The sequence below is a fragment of the Rhizobium sp. PK7-22 genome (assembly GCF_056530405.1).
The window spans coordinates 1,272,272-1,294,239 of record NZ_CP096514.1; the positions used below are offsets into that span (position 1 = coordinate 1,272,272).

The 21,968-nt window shown below is 61.1% G+C and carries 26 protein-coding genes and 2 tRNA genes; 24 read left to right on the top strand and 4 right to left on the bottom strand.

All coding sequences use genetic code 11. The annotated features are described in order from the left end of the window. Nucleotides 1-20 precede the first annotated feature (20 nt). From M1E10_RS10840 to M1E10_RS10850, 3 genes are all read right to left on the bottom strand, one after another. Nucleotides 21-770 carry an amino acid ABC transporter ATP-binding protein gene (locus M1E10_RS10840; RefSeq protein WP_499176353.1) on the bottom strand — a complete coding sequence of 250 codons (750 nt, stop codon included), beginning with the start codon at nucleotides 768-770 and terminating at the stop codon, nucleotides 21-23. Next, the gene (locus tag M1E10_RS10845) at nucleotides 770-1,441 is read right to left on the bottom strand and encodes an amino acid ABC transporter permease (RefSeq protein ID WP_499176354.1); all 672 of its coding nucleotides are present in this window, start codon (nucleotides 1,439-1,441) and stop codon (nucleotides 770-772) included. Before M1E10_RS10845 ends, M1E10_RS10840 begins: the two co-directional genes overlap by 1 nt. Nucleotides 1,442-1,504: 63 nt before the next feature. Then, nucleotides 1,505-2,302, bottom strand: a complete 798-nt coding sequence (locus M1E10_RS10850; protein WP_499176355.1) for an ABC transporter substrate-binding protein — start codon at nucleotides 2,300-2,302, stop codon at nucleotides 1,505-1,507. Nucleotides 2,303-2,457: 155 nt separating this feature from the next. On the opposite strand from M1E10_RS10850, the gene M1E10_RS10855 reads away from it, so the two are divergent. The 4 genes from M1E10_RS10855 to M1E10_RS10870 all read left to right on the top strand — a co-directional run bounded on the left by M1E10_RS10855 (nucleotide 2,458) and on the right by M1E10_RS10870 (nucleotide 6,351). Next, nucleotides 2,458-3,150: a FadR/GntR family transcriptional regulator gene (locus M1E10_RS10855; protein ID WP_499176356.1), complete on the top strand. Its 693-nt coding sequence runs from the start codon at nucleotides 2,458-2,460 to the stop codon at nucleotides 3,148-3,150. 49 nt (nucleotides 3,151-3,199) lie between these two features. Continuing rightward, nucleotides 3,200-4,603 carry an amidohydrolase family protein gene (gene hydA / locus M1E10_RS10860; protein WP_499176357.1) on the top strand — a complete coding sequence of 468 codons (1,404 nt, stop codon included), beginning with the start codon at nucleotides 3,200-3,202 and terminating at the stop codon, nucleotides 4,601-4,603. A gap of 177 nt (nucleotides 4,604-4,780) precedes the next feature. After that, nucleotides 4,781-5,539 carry a hypothetical protein gene (locus M1E10_RS10865; RefSeq protein WP_499176358.1) on the top strand — a complete coding sequence of 253 codons (759 nt, stop codon included), beginning with the start codon at nucleotides 4,781-4,783 and terminating at the stop codon, nucleotides 5,537-5,539. Beyond that, the gene (locus M1E10_RS10870) at nucleotides 5,536-6,351 is read left to right on the top strand and encodes a hypothetical protein (protein WP_499176359.1); all 816 of its coding nucleotides are present in this window, start codon (nucleotides 5,536-5,538) and stop codon (nucleotides 6,349-6,351) included. The genes M1E10_RS10865 and M1E10_RS10870 overlap by 4 nt, the downstream gene beginning before the upstream one ends. 489 nt (nucleotides 6,352-6,840) lie before the next feature. On the opposite strand, the gene M1E10_RS10875 is transcribed toward M1E10_RS10870, so the two are convergent. Further along, nucleotides 6,841-6,915, bottom strand: a tRNA-Thr gene (locus tag M1E10_RS10875). Nucleotides 6,916-7,064: 149 nt separating this feature from the next. Between M1E10_RS10875 and M1E10_RS10880 the strand changes: the two genes are divergently transcribed. The 20 genes from M1E10_RS10880 (at nucleotide 7,065) to cheD (ending at nucleotide 21,949) form a co-directional block, all read left to right on the top strand. Then, nucleotides 7,065-7,277, top strand: coding sequence for a hypothetical protein (locus M1E10_RS10880; RefSeq protein WP_499176360.1), 213 nt, complete (start codon nucleotides 7,065-7,067; stop codon nucleotides 7,275-7,277). Between the two features lie 120 nt (nucleotides 7,278-7,397). Further along, nucleotides 7,398-8,690 carry a UDP-N-acetylglucosamine 1-carboxyvinyltransferase gene (gene murA / locus M1E10_RS10885; protein WP_499176361.1) on the top strand — a complete coding sequence of 431 codons (1,293 nt, stop codon included), beginning with the start codon at nucleotides 7,398-7,400 and terminating at the stop codon, nucleotides 8,688-8,690. Between the two features lie 93 nt (nucleotides 8,691-8,783). After that, nucleotides 8,784-9,224 carry a DUF2948 family protein gene (locus M1E10_RS10890; RefSeq protein WP_499176362.1) on the top strand — a complete coding sequence of 147 codons (441 nt, stop codon included), beginning with the start codon at nucleotides 8,784-8,786 and terminating at the stop codon, nucleotides 9,222-9,224. Between the two features lie 40 nt (nucleotides 9,225-9,264). Next, a complete protein-coding gene (hisD, locus tag M1E10_RS10895; RefSeq protein ID WP_499176363.1) occupies nucleotides 9,265-10,563 on the top strand; it encodes a histidinol dehydrogenase in 1,299 nt (432 codons plus the stop codon). Between the two features lie 2 nt (nucleotides 10,564-10,565). Beyond that, nucleotides 10,566-11,039, top strand: a complete 474-nt coding sequence (locus M1E10_RS10900) for a UPF0262 family protein (protein WP_499176364.1) — start codon at nucleotides 10,566-10,568, stop codon at nucleotides 11,037-11,039. Nucleotides 11,040-11,044: 5 nt separating this feature from the next. Continuing rightward, entirely contained in the window at nucleotides 11,045-11,524 is a 480-nt protein-coding gene (locus tag M1E10_RS10905; RefSeq protein ID WP_499176365.1) for an arsenate-mycothiol transferase ArsC, read from the top strand. 125 nt (nucleotides 11,525-11,649) lie between these two features. Continuing rightward, a complete protein-coding gene (infA, locus tag M1E10_RS10910; RefSeq protein WP_029619555.1) occupies nucleotides 11,650-11,868 on the top strand; it encodes a translation initiation factor IF-1 in 219 nt (72 codons plus the stop codon). A 32-nt stretch (nucleotides 11,869-11,900) separates the two neighbouring features. After that, nucleotides 11,901-12,521, top strand: coding sequence for a Maf-like protein (locus M1E10_RS10915; RefSeq protein ID WP_499176366.1), 621 nt, complete (start codon nucleotides 11,901-11,903; stop codon nucleotides 12,519-12,521). A 1-nt stretch (nucleotide 12,522) separates the two neighbouring features. Then, nucleotides 12,523-12,729, top strand: a complete 207-nt coding sequence (gene yacG / locus M1E10_RS10920; RefSeq protein ID WP_499176367.1) for a DNA gyrase inhibitor YacG — start codon at nucleotides 12,523-12,525, stop codon at nucleotides 12,727-12,729. Nucleotides 12,730-12,893: 164 nt separating this feature from the next. Continuing rightward, nucleotides 12,894-12,969: transfer RNA gene (locus M1E10_RS10925), tRNA-Phe, on the top strand. A gap of 141 nt (nucleotides 12,970-13,110) precedes the next feature. After that, on the top strand, nucleotides 13,111-13,683 hold the full coding sequence (locus M1E10_RS10930) for a DNA-3-methyladenine glycosylase (RefSeq protein WP_499176368.1): 573 nt from the start codon (nucleotides 13,111-13,113) through the stop codon (nucleotides 13,681-13,683). A gap of 371 nt (nucleotides 13,684-14,054) precedes the next feature. After that, nucleotides 14,055-15,671 (top strand): globin-coupled sensor protein, encoded by a 1,617-nt coding sequence (locus tag M1E10_RS10935; protein WP_499176369.1) that lies wholly within the window; start codon nucleotides 14,055-14,057, stop codon nucleotides 15,669-15,671. Beyond that, nucleotides 15,671-15,970: an STAS domain-containing protein gene (locus M1E10_RS10940; RefSeq protein WP_499176370.1), complete on the top strand. Its 300-nt coding sequence runs from the start codon at nucleotides 15,671-15,673 to the stop codon at nucleotides 15,968-15,970. Before M1E10_RS10935 ends, M1E10_RS10940 begins: the two co-directional genes overlap by 1 nt. Then, nucleotides 15,967-16,332, top strand: a complete 366-nt coding sequence (gene cheY1, locus M1E10_RS10945) for a chemotaxis response regulator CheY1 (RefSeq protein WP_029619561.1) — start codon at nucleotides 15,967-15,969, stop codon at nucleotides 16,330-16,332. Before M1E10_RS10940 ends, cheY1 begins: the two co-directional genes overlap by 4 nt. A 28-nt stretch (nucleotides 16,333-16,360) precedes the next feature. After that, complete coding sequence (locus M1E10_RS10950; RefSeq protein WP_499176371.1) at nucleotides 16,361-18,595, top strand: chemotaxis protein CheA; 2,235 nt, start codon at nucleotides 16,361-16,363, stop codon at nucleotides 18,593-18,595. 3 nt (nucleotides 18,596-18,598) lie between these two features. Continuing rightward, nucleotides 18,599-19,066, top strand: coding sequence for a chemotaxis protein CheW (locus M1E10_RS10955; protein ID WP_499176372.1), 468 nt, complete (start codon nucleotides 18,599-18,601; stop codon nucleotides 19,064-19,066). Further along, the gene (gene cheR / locus M1E10_RS10960) at nucleotides 19,063-19,971 is read left to right on the top strand and encodes a protein-glutamate O-methyltransferase (protein ID WP_499176373.1); all 909 of its coding nucleotides are present in this window, start codon (nucleotides 19,063-19,065) and stop codon (nucleotides 19,969-19,971) included. The genes M1E10_RS10955 and cheR overlap by 4 nt, the downstream gene beginning before the upstream one ends. Then, nucleotides 19,968-21,008: a protein-glutamate methylesterase/protein-glutamine glutaminase gene (gene cheB, locus M1E10_RS10965; protein WP_499176374.1), complete on the top strand. Its 1,041-nt coding sequence runs from the start codon at nucleotides 19,968-19,970 to the stop codon at nucleotides 21,006-21,008. The genes cheR and cheB overlap by 4 nt, the downstream gene beginning before the upstream one ends. Continuing rightward, nucleotides 21,009-21,398 carry a response regulator gene (locus tag M1E10_RS10970; RefSeq protein WP_029619566.1) on the top strand — a complete coding sequence of 130 codons (390 nt, stop codon included), beginning with the start codon at nucleotides 21,009-21,011 and terminating at the stop codon, nucleotides 21,396-21,398. Further along, complete coding sequence (gene cheD, locus M1E10_RS10975; RefSeq protein WP_499176375.1) at nucleotides 21,395-21,949, top strand: chemoreceptor glutamine deamidase CheD; 555 nt, start codon at nucleotides 21,395-21,397, stop codon at nucleotides 21,947-21,949. The genes M1E10_RS10970 and cheD overlap by 4 nt, the downstream gene beginning before the upstream one ends. The last annotated feature ends 19 nt before the right edge of the window (nucleotides 21,950-21,968 follow it).

The window sequence follows — 21,968 nt, forward strand, 5'->3', positions numbered from 1 at the left end:
CTCCGATGTGTTTTTCTTGTTCAGTGATTGAGGACCGCGCGCAGGAAGCCGCGCGTCCGTTCTTGCCTGGGTGTGTCGAAGATCTCCGCCGGCGTCCCGATTTCCACCAGGCGGCCGCCGTCCATGAAGATCACCCGGTCGGCGACCTGGCGGGCAAAACCCATTTCATGGGTGACGATCACCATGGTGACGCCGGTGCCGGCAAGCTTGCGCATGACGTCGAGCACCTCGCCCACCATCTCCGGATCGAGCGCCGAGGTCGGCTCGTCGAAGAGCAGCACCCGCGGCTCCATGGCCAGCGCCCGGGCAATCGCCACGCGCTGCTGCTGGCCTCCGGAGAGCTGGCCGGGATATTTCTCCGCCTGTTCGGAGATGCCGACGCGGGCGAGAAGCTCGCGTGCCTTGCGTTCGGCCTCCGCAACCGTGGTCTTGCGCACCCGCATCGGCGCCAGCATGACGTTCTTCAGCACGCTCATGTGCGGGAAGAGGTTGAAGGACTGAAAGACCATGCCGACCTCGGCGCGCACTTTCGCCAGCGCCGGTCCCGGCTGCACGCGGGTGCCGTCGACGTTTATCCGGCTCTCCTCGGCAAAGGCCTCGAGATGGTTGATGCAGCGGATCAGGGTCGATTTGCCCGATCCGGACGGGCCGATGACGCAGACGACCTCGCCTTCGGCAATATCGAGGTCGATGCCGTGCAGGACGGTGAAATTGCCATAGGCCTTCGTCAGCCCGCGGACGGAAATGAGGGAATTGGCTTGCGTATCCATCAGCGTTTCCCCCGACTGAAGTGCTTTTCGAGGCGGGCAACGACAGCCACCATCGGCCAGAGCAGTGCGATGTAGATCAGCGCCGCCCCGATCAGCGGCGTCGGATTGGCCGACAGCGCCTGCGCCTGGGTCGCCTGCTTCAAGAGGTCCGGCATGGCGACCACGGAGGCAAGTGCCGTATCCTTCATCACGTTGATGCAGTTGTTGGTGAGCGGCGGAATGACGATGCGGATCGCCTGCGGCAGGATTACGTCGATCATCGTGTGCCTGTTGGAGAGGCCGAGCGCCTCGGAGGCCTCGAACTGACCGTGCGGAATGGCCTCGATGCCGGCGCGAAAGATTTCCGCGGTGTAGGCGGCCGAGACGAGCGACAGCGCCGTCACCGCCGAGAAGAAGGGCGACAGGCGGATGCCGACGAAGGGCAGGGCATAATAGACGACGATCAGCAGCACCAGCAGCGGGATCGAGCGGAAGATGTCGACGTAGCCGCGGATCAGGAGTTTTGCAAAGGTCGGCGCATAAAGCCGGGCGACAGCCAGGAACAGGCCGCCGGCGAGGCCGATGAGTATGCTGGTCACGCCGATCTGCAGCGTCACCAGCAGCCCCCGCAGGAGTTGCGGCAGGCTGTCGGTCAGCACCTGCACGTTGAAGAAGGTATTGATCAGGTTCATGCCGTTGAGGCTCCCTTGGCAGTCCGGCGGCGCAGGCTTGCCCCGCCGGATGCAGTTCAAGCCTTACTTGCCCTTCGGCATGTCGAGAACGGTGACGGTCGAGGTCGTATCCTCGGCCTTGGCGCCGAACCAGGTTTCATGCAGCTCTGCGATGAAGCCTTCTTCCTTCAGCGTCGTGATCACCGCATTGACCTCTTCGGCCAGCGGATCGCCCTTGTTGAACATGATCGAATACTTCTCGCCGGTCGGGATGCGCTCGACCACCTTCAGCTCCGGCTTGTCCTTGACGTAGTAGAGGAGCGCCGGAATGTCCGAGATATAGCCGTCGACGCGACCTGCGACGAGATCGAGCATGGCCGGCTGTAGGCCCTCGTAGCGGCGGATCTCGCCGAAGCTGTGCTCGGCGGTGTGCGCTTCCGCCCACATGTCGCCGGTGGAGCCGGTGTCGACGCTGACGACCTTGCCGTTCATGCCGGAAAGGCCGGTGATCCCGGAGCTCGCGGTGACCGTCAGAGACTGGTCGCTGTCGTAGTAGGGCTGCGCGAAGGACACCGATTCCAGCCGTTTCTCGGTGATGGTGATCGAGGAGATCGCCATGTTGATGCGGCCCGATTGAACGGCCGAGAACAGGCCGTTGAACGGCGTGTTGACGAATTCGACGGTCTTGCCGAGACGCCCGGCGATCTCGTTGACGAGATCGACCTCGAAGCCGGTGACCTTGCCGCTGGCGTCCTGGAACTCCCAGGGCACATTGCCGATGTTGGCGCCGACGTTGAGATCCGCGGCCTGGAGGGCGGTGGTTCCGAGCAGGCCGACGAGGCCCGCGATCAATGCTGTCTTGAGTGTGGATGCGCGTGTCATGAGGTTCCCCTTGTTTTTTGAACATAACTCAATCTACATTTGGTCCGACTGGTCAGACCAGTAGGCCAGACAACCACGGCGGTTTCTGCTTGGCAAGATGGGAACCGAAAAAATAGGATAGGGCGCCGGACGTCGGCATCTGAGGCGGGAATGCTATGTTGAACAAGACGCTCGTCCCACAGTCGGTGGCGCGGGAGATCCAGACGATGATCCAGACCGGCACCCTGAAGGCCGGCGAGAAGATCCCGTCGCAGCGGGAGTTCTCCCAGAAGTTCGGGATCAGCCGGGCCTCCCTGCGGGAAGCGCTGCTGACGCTGGAGACGCTCGGGCTCCTGAAGACGGAGGCGGGTCGGGGGACCTACGTCGTGGACGCGGGGAGCCGGAGCGAGAATGGCCACATGGCGCCCTGGCGCTACTCCGACAGCTACCCCGCCTTCGACGTATTCCAGACCCGGATCCTGCTGGAAGGCGAGATCGCGCGGCTCTCGGCCGGCCGCCTGACCCAGGTGCAGCTGGACGGCATGGAGACGGCGACCAGGACGATGGAAGAGGCCTGGGCCAGCCAGGATCTCGTCACCAATGTCGAGGCCGACCTGCTCTTCCACGGAACCATCGTCTCCGCCTGCTCCAATTCGATGCTGAAGGCGCTCTACCAGACGGTGCGGGACCAGGTGACGGAGACGCAGCGCCAGCCGATCCCGATCACCGACCCGGAGCGCATGGGTCAGTCGATTGCCGAACACCGCCGCATCATCACTGCGCTCAGGGCCAACGACGGCCCCGCCGCCCGCCACGAGATGGAAACCCACATCCGCAACACGGCGCGCTGCGCCGGGCTGACGCCCTGATCCGGCTCAAGGCTCCGTCTGCAATCGCCAGCACAAAGGACCCCCGCCCATGACATTGGATCTCGCCATTCGCGGCGGCACGATCGTGACCGCTACCGACATCTACAAGGCGGACATCGGCATCTCCGGGGACAAGATCGCGGTGATCGCCGACCGGGTCGGGCCCGCCACCCGCGAGATCAATGCGACCGGCCTCTATGTCATGCCGGGCGGCATCGACAGCCATGTCCATGTCGCCCAGCCGCAGGGACCGGGCATCACGCTGGCGGATGATTTTGCCTCCGCGACCGCATCGGCTGCGGCCGGCGGCAACACCTGCATCATGCCCTTTGCGCTCCAGCAGCGGGGCACCTCGCTGCGCCAGTCGGTCGAGGACTACCGGCGCACGGCCGAAGGCGAATGCCATATCGATACCTCCTTCCACCTGATCATTTCCGACCCGACGCCTGCCGTTCTCGGCCAGGAACTGCCGGCGCTGGTGAAGGACGGCTACACCTCCTTCAAGGTCTTCATGACCTATGACGATCTGGTGCTGAACGACCGGCAGTTGCTCGAAGTCTTCGAGGTGGCGCGCAACGAGCGCGCCCTGGTGATGGTCCATTGCGAGGGCTACGACACCATCAAGTTCATGACCGAACGGCTGGAGAGCGCCGGCAAGACGGAGCCCTATTACCACGCCGTGTCGCGTCCCGAGGTCATCGAGCGGGAAGCCACCCATAGGGCGATCAGCCACGCCGAACTGATCGACGTGCCGATGATGGTCGTGCACGTGTCCGGCCGCGAGGCCATGGAGCAGATCCGCTGGGCGCAGCAACGGGGGTTAAAGGTCTACGGCGAGACCTGCCCGCAATACATCACGCTGACGGCCGAGGACCTGAAGGGCCTCAACATGGAAGGCGCCAAATACGTCTGCTCGCCGCCGCCGCGCGATACGGCAAGCCAGGAAGCGATCTGGGAAGGCATCACCCAGGGCGTGTTCCAGACCTTCTCCTCCGACCACTGCCCCTTCCGCTACGACGCGACCGACGGCAAGCTGAACGAAAAGGGCAGGACCTCCTTCCGCTGGGTGCCGAACGGCATCCCGGGCGTCGAGACACGACTGCCTATCCTCTTTTCCGGAGGCGTCTCGAAGGGCCGCATCACGCCGCAGAAATTCGTCGAGCTATCGTCCACCAACCACGCCAAGATGTACGGGCTCTACCCGCGCAAGGGCTCGATCGGCATCGGCTTCGACGCGGACATCGCGCTCTGGGATCCGAACCGCCAGGAGACCATCCGCCAGGAAATCCTCCACCACGGCTCCGACTACACCCCCTGGGAAGGCTTCGAGGTCACCGGCTGGCCGGTGATGACGATTGCCCGCGGCACGGTGGTCATGGAGAATGGCGAGATCGTCGGGGCGAAGGGCCACGGGCAGGTGTTGTCGCGGCGGGAGAGTGAGTATGTGGGGTGAGGGGGAGGCTTCAGACAGAGGCTTGTCGGGATAAGTAAGGCGAATAGAGGGAGCAATCAGTCGGGTAAGTGATGGTGGTACTAAGAGATTTGAAGTTCGGATTAGATAGATAATACAATATTTTCTATGGATTTTTGTATCGGCACTATGCATGGATTTGTTTGATTGGGTGTGGCTATGCCAAACGTTGACTGCCGACATGGTAAGTTTGATAACGTAGCTATTGTCAAAGGTGAATTTGCGATGGAAAATAGTTGGACTGCAGACGAATTGGTTGCTGCAATCGAGACGGAAACCAATGAAGCATGGGCGAAAACAAAATATCCCCTTTTGCTTAGTGAGCTTGGTATGGAGCTTACTAAAAGGAAAGGCGACTATCGGCCTGCTATTGCACCACTAAAGCTTCGCCAGTTCATTGCAACGCGGCTTTCTAGTAAAGTCGTTGTAATTACGCACCCAAAGCAGCAGCAAAAGATCGCGCTTATTCCTGCGGGTGAGGAGTTTTCATTCGTTCAAACAGCTGAAAATCCATCAGGACCTGTTGAGGAAGGTGATAAAATAAAAGCTTCCATTTGGGCAGCTTTTGTCAAACCACTCGCAACAGGTTTAGTGAGGTATCTTGATGTTGCCGACCGGGGCCTACGTTTCCAAGATGTCCCTGAATCGTCTCCGCCGCCATCCCTTACCTCCAGGCAAGTGCCACGCGAGATCATTATTGACGGTCAGGGACCAAGCTACGATGCTCGAGAAGTAGCAAATAGAATAAAGAAGTGGGCGGGGGAAAATGGTTTGCCAGACGATCGACTTTACAATCGAGAATCGCAAACCGTCCTTGGTAAAAATCCCTTTTTCGAAGTTTTTCGAGGGTTAAGCGACAGCGACCTGCGTCGGATCGAGATCCCTTTCGATATCGTGATGAAGCTTGCTGACAGATGAAGATAGCGTTCATTCTATTCGGTGATCAGCAGTCGTTGAGGAAGCATTTCGCCGTCAACGGCGTGGCAATGGTCCCCAAGGAAATTCGAGAGAAGTACGGATCAGATTATAAGTTTTTCACGAAACCCCCGCACCTAGGCGCTGCTGACTATTGCGTCAAAATCAATGCAGAAAATCCCGAATTTGCAGTCGTCCTTCTAGCGGAGCAAGGTGCTCAATCGGACCTTGCCCGTTTAGGTTTGCCTTCGAGTGTGCTTGATATCGCAGGCCGCGGAATTGCGCTGGAATTATCTCGGGTTGTGACCTTTTGGATCAAGAGGCTCAATGCCATTGACCAAATTTTTAAGCCGATGGGCAACCGAAAAGCTCTTCTTCTCCCGTTCTCGAATTTCAATGACAAAGTCGTCCAAGTCCTTTGGACTTCAGTCAATGAGAATTTGAGTGAAAGAACATTTGGACTTGCAGTCGAAATTGAAAAGCTGGTTTCACATCTGAAAACGAAAGAGTTTCCTAAGAGAAAAGGTGGTGATAACCGCGATAAGTATTTTATCGATGAGAGAGGATACCACTTCCAGTATGGGCACGAAAAGCACTCGCGTCCAGTAATTGACGGTAGTGACCATACGGTCGAATGCGCGGTGAATTCCCGAATCCGCTTAGGTCTTCCGTATACTTCTGATCGCCATTACAATTTATCGCTTGAGGATAATGGAAATTTGAAAGGCCGAGGTTTTACTAATTGCCACGGATCGGATCACGTCGCTGAAAGCTGTAACCATCTGAACATATTTCCAAATAACTTCATTAATTGAAAAGAAAATGGGCGCTTTCGCGCCCATTTTAACTCAAATATCTAAGCCTAACTACCTTACACCGGTTCGGTTATGTCAGATCACGACAAAGTCGATCTTTCCGCCACCCGTCATCCCTGCAGTTGGCTCCCAAATGCTTACGGCTGTAAGTTCCACTTGAGGGCATGAAAAGAGCTTTCTTAGATACGAGTTGTTCCAATCTCGTGAGCTTCATCAGCCATATCGCAGCTTCCATGTCAAGCATTTCAGCGCAACTGATAGCACATTAGAAACTGATTGGGTTAACATTTAGTTCCATAGGAACTGCGGTTAACAGTCAGCTATTAGAGTGTGATATGGCGCCGCTAGTTTCAAGAGATTTCGCCCTCTGATTTTCTTGATCTGTCACTCGTCCGGATCGCGCGCTCCACCGCCATCACAATAATTTCGCGCAGTTCCTGCTTGGTGCCTTCTGAAGGCCGAGCCATTCCATGAAATCAATCGAGAAAATGGTGCTGCTAGAGAGATTTGAACTCTCGGCCTCTCCCTTACCAAGGGAGTGCTCTACCCCTGAGCTATAGCAGCTTAGGCCCGTGTCGGTTTGGTCGTCCGTGGGCGAGGGGCCTATTGCCATAGGTTCACCATGAGCGCAAGGCGCAATTTCAAGTTCCGTCGTCTCCTCCAGACAAAGTCGCGCTCTTTTTTCCAGGTCGCTTTTCGGCTAAGCGGGAGCCATGACCAAGGACGATGCGGAAATACCGGGGCAAGAGCGCAAGGCGGCCGGCAAACGGCAGGTGGATGCCCGTGCCGAAGAGCGCAAGGCGCGCGCCGCGGCCAAGCTTCGCGAGAACCTCATGCGCCGCAAGGGACAGGCGCGGGCGCGTCGTTCAGGCGCCGCCGACGAGGCCTCCGGCCTGCCTGCCGCAAAAAAAGACGAATCGGACTGACAGGATGTTCAAGGGACCACTCGGTTCCAAATCATTTGAAGCGCCTTGGCTTTTCGGCTAAGCACGCCGCTTCGTGCCTGCACTCGCAATAAAAGGACGGGTTCAACCCCGCTGGACCTCATGGATCGCATCAGAATTCGCGGTGGCAACAAGCTGAACGGCATCATCCCGATCTCCGGGGCCAAGAATGCTGCCCTGCCGCTGATGATCGCCTCGCTTTTGACCAGCGATACGCTGACGCTCGAAAACGTGCCGCATCTGGCCGACGTGGAGCAGCTCTTGCGCATTCTCGGCAATCACGGCGTCGACGTCTCCGTCAACGGCCGGCGCGAAAGCCAGGGCGAAAGCTATTCCCGCACGATCCATTTCACCTGCCGGACGATCGTCGATACCACGGCACCCTATGACCTCGTGTCGAAGATGCGCGCCAGCTTCTGGGTCATCGGCCCGCTTCTCGCCCGCGAGGGCAGGGCGCGCGTCTCGCTACCCGGCGGCTGCGCCATCGGCACACGCCCGGTCGATCTGTTTCTCGAAGGTCTGCAGGCGCTCGGCGCGATCATGGAGATCGACGCCGGCTATGTGAATGCCACGGCGCCGAAGGGCGGCCTCGTCGGCGGCCATTACACCTTCCCGAAGGTCTCGGTCGGCGCCACCCATGTGATGATGATGGCAGCCTCGCTCGCCAACGGCACGACGGTGATCGACAACGCCGCCCGTGAGCCGGAAGTGGCCGATCTGGCCAAATGCCTGAACGCCATGGGCGCCAAGATCTCCGGCGCCGGCACGAGCACCATCACCATCGAGGGCGTGACCTCACTTTCCGGCGCGCGCCACCGCGTGCTGCCCGATCGCATCGAGACGGGCACCTATGCCATGGCGGTCGCCATGGCCGGCGGTGACGTGACGCTCGAGGGCACGGACGCCTCGCTTCTCGACAACGCGCTCGACGCACTGCGCATGGCGGGCGCCGAGGTGACCGAAACGGAGAGCGGCCTGCGTGTCGTCAGGAACGGCAACGGCATCCAGCCGGTCGATATCGTCACCGAACCCTTCCCGGGTTTCCCGACCGACCTCCAGGCCCAGTTCATGGCGCTGATGACCCGCTCGTCCGGCGTCTCGCACATCACCGAGACGATCTTCGAGAACCGCTTCATGCACGTGCAGGAACTGGCGCGGCTCGGCGCCCGCATCACCCTGTCTGGCCAGATGGCCCGCATCGAGGGTGTCGATCGCCTGAAGGGCGCACCGGTCATGGCGACCGATCTGCGCGCCTCCGTGTCGCTGGTGATCGCCGGTCTCGTCGCCGAAGGTGAAACCGTCGTCAACCGCGTCTATCACCTCGACCGCGGCTTCGAACACCTCGAGCAGAAGCTGACACGATGCGGTGCCGACGTGGAGCGTGTCAGCGACTAAGGTTCCGGTGGCGTTGCGCATCGTGCCGGGTCATCCTATCTCCGTGGCAGGATGAACACACGCCGACCGGCGTCTCGACTGGAAATGGAAATCATGGCGGATCTCAAGCTTCTTGCCCTCGACCAGGATGATCTCGCGATCGTCTCCGCTTACACGCAGGACAGCGTCTTTCGCGTCGCGGACCTGAGCTATGATGCGCGCAGCCGCCAGTTCACGGTGGTGTTCAACCGCTTCGTCTGGGAGAAGGCCGACCGCAAGAGCAAGGATTTCGAGCGCCGCCGCTCCGTCATCTCGTTCAAGCGGGTGGAGGCGGTTCGCACGCTCGGTATCGACCGCACGAATGCCGACACGGTGTGCTCGTTGCTGGCCATGCGCTTCGACCAGAAGGGCGACGGGCCCGACGGCACCGTCGAACTGATCCTGGCCGGAGGTGCCGCCATCAGTCTCGACGTCGAATGCATCGAGGCGCAGATGATGGACACGGGCGGCGCCTGGGAGACCGAACGGATGCCGCGGCATCCCAAAGGGGACTGATTTTGGGCGCCTCGGGCGCAATGCATGAGGGGACTGTCGAGTGGCGATCTGGCTGGAGCAGGCATCGGGTGATTTCGAGGAGCGGTTTTCCGCCTTCCTGTCGACGAAGCGGGAGGTCTCCGACGATGTGAATGCGGTCGTCAAGGCGATCATCGACGATGTCCGTACCCGCGGCGATGCCGCGCTTGTCGATTATTCCGCCCGTTTCGACCGTGTCGATCTTGCCGCGGTGGGCCTCAGGGTCGCCGAAGCAGAGATCGATGCGGCGTTGGCCGCGACGGAACCCGCGGTTCTCGATGCCCTGCGGTTCGCAGCCGAACGCATTGAAAAACATCATGCCCGACAGATGCCGAAGGACGATGTCTACGAGGATGCCCTCGGCGTCGGCCTCGGCTCGCGCTGGACTGCGATCGATGCGGTCGGCCTCTATGTGCCGGGCGGCACGGCAAGCTATCCGAGCTCGGTTCTGATGAACGCGCTGCCGGCCAAGGTCGCCGGCGTGCCGCGGATCGTCATGGTCGTGCCGGCCACCGGCGGGGCGATCAACCAGACGGTTCTGGCCGCTGCCCGCATTGCCGGCGTCTCGGAGATCTACCGCGTCGGTGGCGCGCAGGCGGTGGCAGCACTCGCCTATGGGACGCAGACGATTGCGCCGGTCGCCAAGATCGTCGGCCCCGGCAATGCCTATGTGGCCGCCGCTAAGCGCCAGGTCTTCGGCCAGGTGGGCATCGACATGATCGCCGGTCCCTCCGAAGTCCTCGTCATCGCCGACCGCGACAATGATCCCGACTGGATCGCCGCCGATCTCCTGGCCCAGGCCGAGCACGACGTCAGCGCACAGTCGATCCTGATCACCGACGACCGGGCCTTTGGCGAAGCCGTGGAGCAGGCGGTCGAGCGCCAGCTGAAGACGCTGTCGCGCGCCGAGACGGCCGCCCGCAGCTGGGCCGATTTCGGCGGCATCGTTCTTGTTGCCGATCTGATGGCGGCCCTGCCGCTGGCAAACCGCATTGCGGCCGAGCATCTGGAGCTGGCGGTCGCCGACCCGGATGCCTTCATCCCCGGCATCCGCAATGCCGGCGCGATCTTCGTCGGCCGCTATACGCCGGAAGTGATCGGCGATTATGTCGGCGGCTCCAATCACGTGCTGCCCACGGCCCGCTCGGCCCGCTTCTCGTCAGGCCTCTCCGTCCTCGACTATGTCAAGCGCACCTCGATCCTGCGGCTGGGACCGGACCAGCTGGCAGCGCTTGCGCCGGCGGCCATCACGCTTGCCCATTCCGAGGGGCTGGACGCCCATGCCCGTTCCGTCGCCATACGGTTGAACCGCGGGGGCTGAGGATGACGAAGGGCGATTTCCGTCTCTCCGACATCGTCCTTGACGAATCCATCGGCCGTTCGACGCCGGACGTCGAACACGAGCGGGCGGTCGCCATCTTTGATCTGGTGGAGGAAAACGCCTTCGAGCCGGTCGGCCATCCGGGTGGGCCCTATCATCTGAAGCTGTCGCTGGTCGATTCCAAGCTGGTCTTCAGCATCACGACGGAAGCCGGCGAGAACGTCGCTGCGCACATCCTCTCGCTTACCCCCTTCCGGCGGATCATCAAGGACTACTTCATGATCTGCGAGAGCTACTACGAAGCGATCCGCTCGGCGACGCCGAGCCGCATCGAGTCCATCGACATGGGCCGGCGCGGCATCCACAACGAGGGTTCGCAGACGCTGATGGACCGGCTGGATGGCAAGGTGCGCATGGACTTCGACACGGCCCGGCGCCTCTTCACCCTCGTCTGCGTCCTCTATTGGCGGGGGTGAGGGAGATGGGCGACGCGCCGGCCGCCTCGACGATGACGGAGAAGCCGGGTGCTGTCCTCTTCATGTGCGGATGGAACGCAATCCGCTCTCCGATGGCCGAAGCTATTGCCAAACGGCTGCTGCCACACGATATCTATGTCCAATCCGCGGGCGTCCGGTCCGGTGAGCGCGATCCCTTCGTGGACGCCGTCCTCGACGAGGTCGGTCTGTCGATCGGCAGGCACAGGCCGCGTACGCTGGACGATCTGGAAGATGACTTCTTCGACCTGATCGTCACGCTGACGCCGGAAGCCCACCATGCGGCGCTTGAGTTGACGCGGTCCAGTCCGGTGAACGTGATCTATTGGCCGACCATGGACGCCACTGTGGCAACCGGGACCCGCGAGCAGCGACTCGCAGCCTATCGCGAAGTCAGGGATCATCTCTGGAAGCGCATCGAGGCGCAGTTTTCGGGGCTGAAGACTCCACCGGCAGCCGCGCTTTAAGGCACGAATCGAATTGGAATTATGCGAGTTCACAAACGGGACACGATTGTGTAGTTTCCGCGCAAATTTGCAGGCAGGCGGTTTCGCCTTGCCGAACACCCAACTGACAGGAAGAACATCCATAGATGGCTAAAGAAGAAGTCCTAGAATTCCCGGGCATTGTGACAGAACTCCTGCCGAACGCAACGTTTCGCGTGAAGCTGGAAAACGAACACGAGATCATTGCGCATACGGCCGGCCGCATGCGCAAGAACCGCATCCGGGTACTTGCCGGCGACAAGGTGACAGTGGAAATGACGCCTTACGATCTCACCAAGGGCCGCATCACCTACCGGTTCAAGTGACGCGCCTGAAGCGGCAGAACGACTGAAGCACAATGGCGTCTGATCAAAAACTCATCCTCGCCTCCGGCTCGCCGCGGCGCCTGGACCTGCTCAACCAGGCGGGCCTCGAACCTGCGCGCATGATGCCGATGGATATCGACGAGGCGCCGAAGAAGTCGGAACATCCCCGCTCGCTCGCGCGCCGCCTCTCGACCGAAAAGGCCGAGGCGGCCTTCGCGGCGATTAAAGGCGATCTCGCCTGGCGCCAAAGCTACATTCTCTCCGCCGACACGGTTGTTGCCGTCGGCCGCCGCATCCTGGAAAAGACGGAGTACACGGAGGAGGCCTCGGCCGCGCTCCATCTCCTGTCCGGCCGCGGTCACTCGGTCTATACCGGCATTTGTCTGGTCACCCCGGGCGGCCAGTTCCGCCAGAAGGTCGTTCAGACCAAGGTCCGTTTCAAGCGCCTGTCGGCGACCGAGATCGAAAACTACATCGCCTCGGGCCAGTGGCGCGGCAAGGCCGGCGCCTACGCCATTCAGGGCATTGCCGGCAGCTTCGTCCAGAAGCTCGTCGGCTCCTACACCAATGTGGTCGGCTTGCCCCTCTACGAGACCCTGTCACTGCTGTCGGGCGAAGGCTACGACGTGCAGGCGGCATGGCCGGAGGGCTGACATGGCGTCTCCGATCAAGCCCGGCGGCAAGGTGGAGCCGCTTCGCAAGGCACTGCCTTGTCCCGAATGCGGCAAGCCGTCGGCCCGCGACCATTATCCCTTCTGCTCCGATCGTTGCCGCACGCTCGATCTCTCCCGATGGCTGACGGGGTCCTACGCCATCCCCGTTTCCGACGACGAGTCCAAGCCGGATGACGACGAGTATTGACGCTTGCGGGCGGCATTTTCGGACCACTCCGGAAATCGCTCAGGGAGGCCAAAAAAGTCGTCTCCGGTGCTGGACATGGCTCCGCAAGATGTTATAACCCCGCTCGCTTCCGGGGGAGACACCCCCCGCCGGTCCTGGACCGGAAGGCTCCAAAAAGCCTCGATGCCCGGATAGCTCAGTTGGTAGAGCAGCGGATTGAAAATCCGCGTGTCGGTGGTTCAAATCCGCCTCCGGGCACCATTAAGCCTCAGGTAAACTCCTCTCATTTCAGTTGCTGTATCCTTGACGCAGACGTCACCGCTGGCATCTTGCAGCTGACGTAGACGACTCCGCCAGTGGCAGCCCTGCAGCTACCCATCCCATGGCAACCGGAGCCCGGACTTGATTGCACAGGAAGACAGTCTCTTCGACAAGAGCGCCGTGGAGGTGGCTCGGCATCTGATCGGAGCCGGTCTGACGTTTAACGGCGTCGGCGGGATAATCGTCGAGACGGAGGCCTATGAGCGGGAGGATCCGGCGTCTCACAGCTTTCGCGGACCCACGGACCGCAACCGGTCGATGTTCGGCCCGGCCGGGCATGTCTATGTCTACCGCTCCTATGGCATCCACTGGTGCCTCAACATTGTCTGCCGTCCCGGCAGCGCGGTTCTCATCCGGGCCCTGGAGCCCCGCTCGGGCGTCGAGGAGATGAAAAAAAGGCGCGCTGGCCTCGGCCTGCGGCTGCTCTGTGCAGGACCGGGACGTGTCTGCCAGGCGCTGGCCGTCTCGAAGGCGCAGGATGGATTGCCGCTTGCCGAGCCGCCCTTCCACCTGTCGTTTCCGGAGAGACCGGCAGAGGTTGTCGCAGGTCCGCGGATCGGCATCACGAAGGCGTCGGAGTTGCCTTGGCGGTTCGGCCTGGAGGGCTCACCCTTCGTCAGCCGCAGGTTCGCCAGCCCCAAGCGAGGGACATGAACCGGCCTCACCCGAAGTCGCACTCGCGAGCGTCGGCTCTAACCATCCGTCGCAGATGAGCGCCTCCTAAAAAGTAAATTGCGCAAAGGCCAGTATTCTTAACCTTCGGGCAAGGAATTAACCATAGATATGAGGAACGACGGCAAATTGTGGAACCAATGTTCCCCAGAGGCATGAAGCCGATTTGCCGTACCGGTCTCGACCCGGTATCCGCTCCCGATCACATTTAAAAAGACCGCGGCTCCCGTGATGTCCATGCCCGACGACCTGATTCAGGTTGGCCGGCATCCTTCCGACGCCCCGCGGACGAGTGAGAGGAGCAGCATGCTGCGACCCTTGCAAGGGTCGAATTTGGTTTTTGGGGACGCATTGTGGGGCATAGTTCGCCATCAGAACAGGCGCGGAGAACTCAGGCAGGAAGCCTGGGGGAGAGACTGGCATTTGCCGGCCTGGACGCGGACACCTGCGAACTGCTGCGACGCCACCGGCCGCAACTCGAGCGGCATTGCAAGGGCGGCCTGCGTGACCTCTTCCACCGCCTCCAATCCTTTCCCGAGTCAGCCAGGCATTTTGACAGCGAGCACCAGATCGAGCGCCTGCACGACCTGCAGACCTCGCATTGGACCGTGCTGACCGACGCCCGCTTCGATGCTCTCTATGCCGAACGGGTCAAGGTGCTTTCCGACAGCGAGAGCCGCATGGGGCTCGACCCGCGCTGGCACATCGCTGGCCACGCCGTCGTGCTGGAGCATCTGCTCGCCGGCGTGCTGGCTCAGGAAAACGGCCGTCCACTGCTGCCGGCAGGTCGTCGCCGTGCGCAGGAATTGACCGATCTCGTCGGCGCGCTCGTCCGTCTGGTCATGGTCGATGTCGAGATTGCGGTTTCGCTTCGTTTCAACGAACTTCGCCAGAAGCATCACCGCGGGCTCGAGGACCAACGCGCCGAAGACCGTGCGGAAGTCGTTCAGCTGTTCTCCGACGTGGTGCGCTCGCTCGCCGAGCGGGACTTCACCATCTGCCTCCCAGACGATGTTCCAGAGCCATACCGGGAACTGGCGGATTTGCTGAACCAGGCGATCGAGAGCAGCCGGATATCAATGGGTGCTGCCCAGAAACATGGCGAAGAGGCCGATGCGGTCGCTTTCGCCCTTTGCGCCGATGCCAAGGCCGTCGCGGAGGCATCTGTCGCCCATTCACAGCGGCTGCATGAAGCCTCCGCGCAGCTTGCCGCCATCACCAGCCAGATGCGCAGCTGCGCCGCAGATACGGGTGCGGCCCAGGAGGCTGCCGCCGCCACCCGCAAGACGGTTGAGGAAAGCGGCGAAATTGTCGGCCGCGCCATCAACGCCATGTCGGACATTGAGGCGTCGGCCGAAAAGATTGGCGAAATCATTGGTGTGATTGACGAGATCGCCTTCCAGACCAATCTGCTGGCACTGAATGCCGGCATCGAGGCCGCACGTGCCGGCGATTCCGGCCGCGGCTTTGCCGTTGTCGCCCAGGAGGTGCGCGCATTGGCGCAGCGCTCCGCGGACGCGGCGCATGAGATCAAATCGCTGGTCAACGGCACCAAGACGCAGGTCGGTGCCGGCGTCCAGATGGTTCACCGCACCCAGGATGCCATCAGCGGAATTGTCCGCCAGGTCACCGCGATCGATCACTCGATTGCCGGTATCGCCAGGAGCGCCGAGGAGCAGGCGGGTGCGCTTGGGCATCTCACGGCAGAGGTTTCGTCGCTCGGCGCCGACATCGCATCCAATGCCGGGCGCGCTGCGCAGGCCGGCACCCGTGCCGACGATCTGCAGACGGTCATTCTCGAACTCGGACGAACGGTCCGCGAGTTCAGGGTCGAACGGCAGACGCGCTACCACTCCGATCAGCCGCGGCCGGCACAGAAGCCGAAGATCGAGCTCATCGCAACCGGTGCTGTCTCCGATGCAAGGGATGATGGCGACCTTCTGTTTCACAAAAGGCAAGGAATGATCTGATGGCCACGAAGAAGGCTGCGAGCGGCAGCTTGAAATTATCCCCGGTCCTCGATCTCAACGAGGCGAGCGCCCTGCATGGGACCCTGATGTCCATGCGCGGTCGCAATGTGGCGATCGACGCGTCCGAGGTGGAGCGTATCGGCGTCCAGTGCGTGCAGGTGCTGCTCGCCGGCGCCCGTGCTTGGCAGGCCGACAAAAAGTCATACGTCGTGGACAAGACCTCCGACGCATTCGCAAAGACAATGCAACTGATCGGCATCGATCCGGACCTTCTGGTTGCCAAGGAGATTTCCAAATGAAGAAAAAAGTGCTGACCGTGGACGATTCGCGGACCATCCGGAACATGCTTCTGGTGACCCTCAACAATGCCGGCTTCGAGACCATTCAGGCCGAAGACGGGATCGAGGGCCTCGAGATCCTCGAGGGTGCCAATCCCGACGTCATCGTCACCGATATCAACATGCCTCGCCTCGACGGCTTCGGCTTCATCGAGGGCGTTCGCCGCAACGAAAAGTATCGCGCCATCCCGATCCTCGTGCTGACGACGGAAAGCGACGCTGAAAAGAAGAACCGTGCTCGCCAGGCTGGTGCCACCGGCTGGATCGTCAAGCCGTTCGATCCGGTCAAGCTGATCGACGCCATTGAACGCGTGACCGCCTGAATTAACAGCCTGATCAGGAATCCTTCCGATGGATATGAACGAAATCAAAGAGATCTTCTTCCAGGAATGCGAAGAGCAGCTTGCCGAACTGGAATCGGGGCTTCTCAAGCTCAATGACGGAGATCGCGACCCTGAGACGGTAAACGCCGTCTTCCGCGCCGTTCATTCCATCAAGGGTGGAGCAGGTGCCTTCGGTCTCGAAGACCTGGTCGCTTTTGCGCACGTCTTTGAAACGACGCTGGATTGCGTACGCTCCAACCGTCTTGAGCCGAACCAGGACGTCCTCAAGGTAATGCTGAAGTCCGCCGACGTTCTGGCGGATCTGACCAATGCCGCCCGCGACGGTGGTGTCGTCGACGAGTCCCGCAGCCGGACCCTCGTGAAGGAGCTCGAGGCGCTCGCAAACGGCGAGACGCCCGTGGCGTCCGCAGAGCCCGCAAGGACGGTTGCCAAGTCACCAGAGCCTGCACAGGCGGCGCCTTCGGATGACAGCGGTTTCCAACCGATCCCGTTTTCCTTCGACTCCTTCGGCGACGAAGAAGTCGGGAGTGATGGCGATCAGGTCTTCGACATCACTTTCCGCCCCCGCCGCGAGCTCTTCAGCAAGGGCAACGAGGCAGCCCTGTTGCTGCGCGATCTCTCGCGCATCGGTGAAATGAGCATCAACTGCGACATCGACGGTCTGCCCGCCCTCGAGGCCATGGACCCGGAAGACTCCTACTTCGGCTGGACGATCTCCCTGAAGACCAAGAAGGCGGAAGAGGATATCCGTTCGGTCTTTGAATTTGCCGAATGGGATTGCGATCTGGACGTGAAGGCCGCCGCGGCGGCTGCTCCTGCTGCGGAGCTTCCGATGGTGCCGGTGCCCTTCGACCTCTCCGCACTTGACGATATCCTGGATACGGCCGCCCCGGCAGATAACGCCCAGGCCGCAGGCACGCAGACCGAAAGCGACGCCTCCAAGATGGCTGCAGCAGCAGCCCGCGTCGAAAAGAAGGAGACGGCTGCCGCAGCTGCAGCCGCTGCCCAGACCGCCACGACCGCGGCAGCTGCCGCCGGTCAGACCATTCGCGTCGATCTGGATCGCGTCGATCGCCTCATCAACCTTGTCGGCGAGCTCGTCATCAATCAGGCGATGCTTTCCCAGAGCGTCATCGAGAACGACAACAACGGCACCTCCTCCATCAACATGGGTCTCGAGGAACTGCAGCAGCTGACGCGCGAGATCCAGGACTCGGTCATGGCCATCCGCGCGCAGCCGGTGAAGCCGGTCTTCCAGCGCATGTCGCGTATCGTTCGCGAAGTGGCCGACATGGTCGGCAAGTCGATCCGCCTGGTGACGGAAGGTGAAAATACCGAAGTCGACAAGACGGTCATCGACAAGATCGCCGAGCCCCTGACCCACATGATCCGCAATGCCGTAGACCATGGCATCGAATCGCCCGAAAAGCGCGAGGCTGCCGGCAAGGATCCGGAAGGCACGATCAAGCTGACCGCCAAGCATCGCTCTGGCCGCATCCTGATCGAACTCGTCGATGATGGCGCCGGCATCAACCGCGAACGTGTCAAGCAGAAGGCGATCGACAACGAGCTCATCGCACCCGACGCCAATCTGTCGGACGAAGAAATCGACAACCTGATCTTCGCGCCGGGCTTTTCCACGGCCGACACGATTTCCGACATCTCCGGCCGAGGCGTCGGCATGGATGTCGTCAAGCGCTCGATCCAGGCGCTCGGCGGTCGGATTTCGATCTCGTCGCGCCCGGGCCACGGCTCGACCTTCACCATGAGCCTGCCGCTGACGCTGGCCGTCCTCGACGGCATGGTCGTCACCGTAGCCGGCCAGACGCTCGTCGTGCCGCTGACGGCCATCGTCGAAACGCTTCAGCCTGAAGCCACGGCGATCCATTCCTTTGGTGCCAACCAAAGGCTGATCTCCATCCGCGACTCCTTCTGCCCGCTGGTGGATGTCGGCCGCATCCTGAACTTCAGGTCGGTGCAGGCAAACCCCGTCGAGGGCGTCGCCCTGCTCGTGGAATCGGAAGGCGGCGGCCAGCGAGCCTTGATGGTCGATGCCATCCAGGGCCAGCGTCAGGTCGTGATCAAGTCGCTGGAAGCAAACTACACGCATGTCCCGGGCATCGCTGCAGCCACCATTCTCGGTGATGGCCGCGTTGCTCTCATTCTGGACGTCGATGCCGTTGTCTCGGCATCGCGCGGCCAGTCCCTGAAGCCGGAAATGTCGCTAGCTGCAACGGGTTGAGTAATGTCGTACGGCGTGAAGAACATGTTGGAGGATGATCGGGAGCTGATTGCCTTTCGCATCGGCGACCAGGAGTTCTGCGTCAATATCATGTCCGTCCGCGAGATCCGCGGATGGACAACGGCGACGCCTTTGCCCCACGCACCTCCCTATGTCCTGGGCGTGATCAACCTGCGCGGAGCAGTCCTGCCGATCGTCGATCTCTCTGCAATGCTGGGAATGAAGGCGGCCGAACCAAGCGTGCGTCACGTGATCATCGTGGCTCAGGTCAAGAGCCGGGTGGTGGGACTTCTGGTGGAGGCCGTTTCCGATATCCTTACGATTATAGACGACAGTGTACAGCCGGTACCGGAAGTCTCTTCCGCACTTGAAAGACAATACGCTCGGGGAATTCTCGCGATCGACAAGCGGATGATCTGCATGATCGATCTGGATGCTCTCTTCCCGCAACAGGAAAGCGAAGCTGCATGAAGGCCTTGGGAGCAATGGAGAGCCGGCAGTCGCCGGATGAGGTTATGGCCAGCGGGGAATATCCGCTGACGCGCCGTGACCTGTCCGAAATTGCCGCGATGATCTACTCGGACGCCGGAATCTTTCTGAACGATTCCAAGGCATCGCTCGTCTATTCTCGTCTTTCCAAGCACATCCGCAATCTGGGCATTAAGGGTTTTCGCGAATACTGCGCCCTGGTGGCCTCGCCGGAGGGCGCCGCTGCCCGGCGCGACATGCTCTCGCATCTGACGACCAATTTCACGCGGTTCTTCCGCGAGAACCATCACTTCGAGCATTTGCGCGACGAAGTGCTGCCGGGGCTGATCGCCCGTGCCAAAAGCGGTGGCAGGGTCCGCATCTGGTCGGCAGCCTGTTCCGACGGCCAGGAGCCCTATTCGATCGCGCTGACGGTCCTTTCGATGATGCCGAATATCAGCGACTACGACTTCAAGATTTTGGCCACCGACATCGATCCGAAGATCCTGGCGCTGGCACGGGCGGGCATTTACGACGAAGCCGCACTGGAGACGGTGACTCCGGTCATGCGCAAGCAGTCCTTCCGCGAAGTGGATGTGGGCGGTCGCCGCAAGTATCAGGTGGATGACCGGGTCAAGAAGCTCATTACGTTCAACGAACTGAACCTGATGGCGCAGTGGCCGTTCAAGGGCCATTTCGATGTGATCTTCTGCCGCAACGTGGTGATCTATTTCGACGAACCGACGCAGGTGAAGATCTGGTCGCGCTTCGCGTCTCTGCTGCCGGAAGGGGGACATCTCTATATCGGCCATTCCGAGCGCGTGTCCGGCGATCCCAAGAACCTGTTCGACAACATCGGCATCACGACCTATCGGCTGACGGGCAAGAACGCCGGGAGGAAAGCATGAGCGGGCCGGCGCGCGTCCTCGTCGTTGACGATTCTCCCACCATGCGGGGCCTTATCACTGCAGTTCTGAATTCCGATCCGGAAGTAAGCGTCGTTGGCCAGGCCGGTGACGCACTCGAGGCGCGTGCCGCCATCAAGGAGCTCAATCCCGATGTTGTGACGCTCGACATCGAGATGCCGAACATGAACGGCCTTGAATTCCTGGAGAAGATCATGCGGCTTCGGCCGATGCCGGTGATCATGGTCTCGACCATGACGCATCATGGTGCGAATGCGACGCTTGCGGCGCTGGAAATCGGGGCCTTCGATTGCGTCGGCAAGCCGGCTCCTGGCGATATCCGCCCATTCATCGATCTGGCCGAGAAGGTAAAGGCCGCCGCCCGTTCCGGTATGCGTCGCAGCGCCCCGGCACCCGCTCCCGCCATTTCTCCGGCTGCAGGGTATCGTGTCGGGCGCAAGGTGGTCGCGATCGGCTCGTCCACGGGCGGCGTCGAAGCATTGATCACGGTGCTGCAGAATTTCCCCAAGAACTGCCCGCCGACCGTGATCACGCAGCACATGCCGCCGACGTTCACCAGAAGCTTCGCCGAGCGGCTCAACCGCCTCTGCGCTCCGGTCGTGGAGGAGGCAGTCGACGGCGCCCGGCTCGAGATCGGCAAGATCTACCTGGCTCCGGGCGGGGAACGGCATCTGCAGGTCGTCAATCCATCAGCGCCGTGCTGCCGCTTGGTCGAGCGTGACCCCGTCAACGGTCACCGGCCCTCGGTCGATGTGCTGTTCGACTCGGTGGCGGAACTGGCCGGCCGCAATGCCGTTGGGGTCATCCTGACTGGAATGGGTCGGGACGGGGCATCCGGCCTGCTGAGGATGCGCAACGCCGGGGGGCGTACGTTGGGGCAGAACGAAAAGACTTGCGTGGTCTATGGCATGCCGCGCGTCGCATACGAAATCGGGGCTGTGGAGGCGCAACTGCCGTTGAACTCCATTGGTGAGGAAATTCTGAAATTAGCTGCTGCCCGGAAAGAAGGTACTGAATAAATGTCTCTCGCTGAAAAAATCAAAGTTCTGATCGTCGATGATCAGGTCACCAGCCGGCTGCTGCTCAGCGATGCGCTGACACAGTTGGGCTTCAAGCAAATCACCTCCGCCGGTGACGGCGAGCAGGGTATGAAGATCATGAATGAACAGCCTCATCATCTGGTCATTTCCGACTTCAACATGCCCAAGATGGACGGTCTCGGCCTGCTGCAGGCGGTTCGCACCAATCCTGCGACCAAGAAGGCGGCCTTCATCATTCTGACGGCACAGGGTGACCGTGCCCTGGTTCAGAAGGCTGCCCAGCTTGGTGCCAACAACGTTCTCGCCAAACCCTTCACAATCGAAAAAATGAAGGCCGCGATCGAGGCCGTGTTTGGAGCCCTAAAATGACAGAGGTCTCCGCAGCGAAGCGGGTTCACATTATCCAAGGCGAATACAAGGTGGTCACGGACCCCGACGTATATCTGTCGACGATTTTGGGTTCCTGCGTAGCTGCATGTCTTCGCGACCCCGTGGCCGGCGTAGGGGGAATGAACCACTTCCTGCTGCCCGGATCGGCGGCTGCAATGACGTCAGGAGGCGATGCCACCCGCTACGGTGTGCATCTGATGGAGTTGCTGATCAACGGCCTCTTGAAGAAGGGCGCACGGCGCGACCGGCTGGAAGCCAAGATCTTTGGCGGCGCCAAGACGATCGCCAGCTTCTCCAACGTTGGTGAACAGAACGCTGCCTTTGCGGTACAGTTCCTGAAAGACGAGGGTATCCCGATCGTGGGATCTTCGACCGGTGGGGATCATGGGCGCAAGCTCGAGTTCTGGCCGATCAGCGGACGCGCCCGGCAGTATCCGCTGACAGGTGCAGAGACGCAGAAGACGGTTGCGCTGGAGCAACGTCCGGTCAGCATCCCGAAGCCCGTCGAAACATCCATCGAGTTCTTCTAGCGAATAGCGCCGCCGGCGC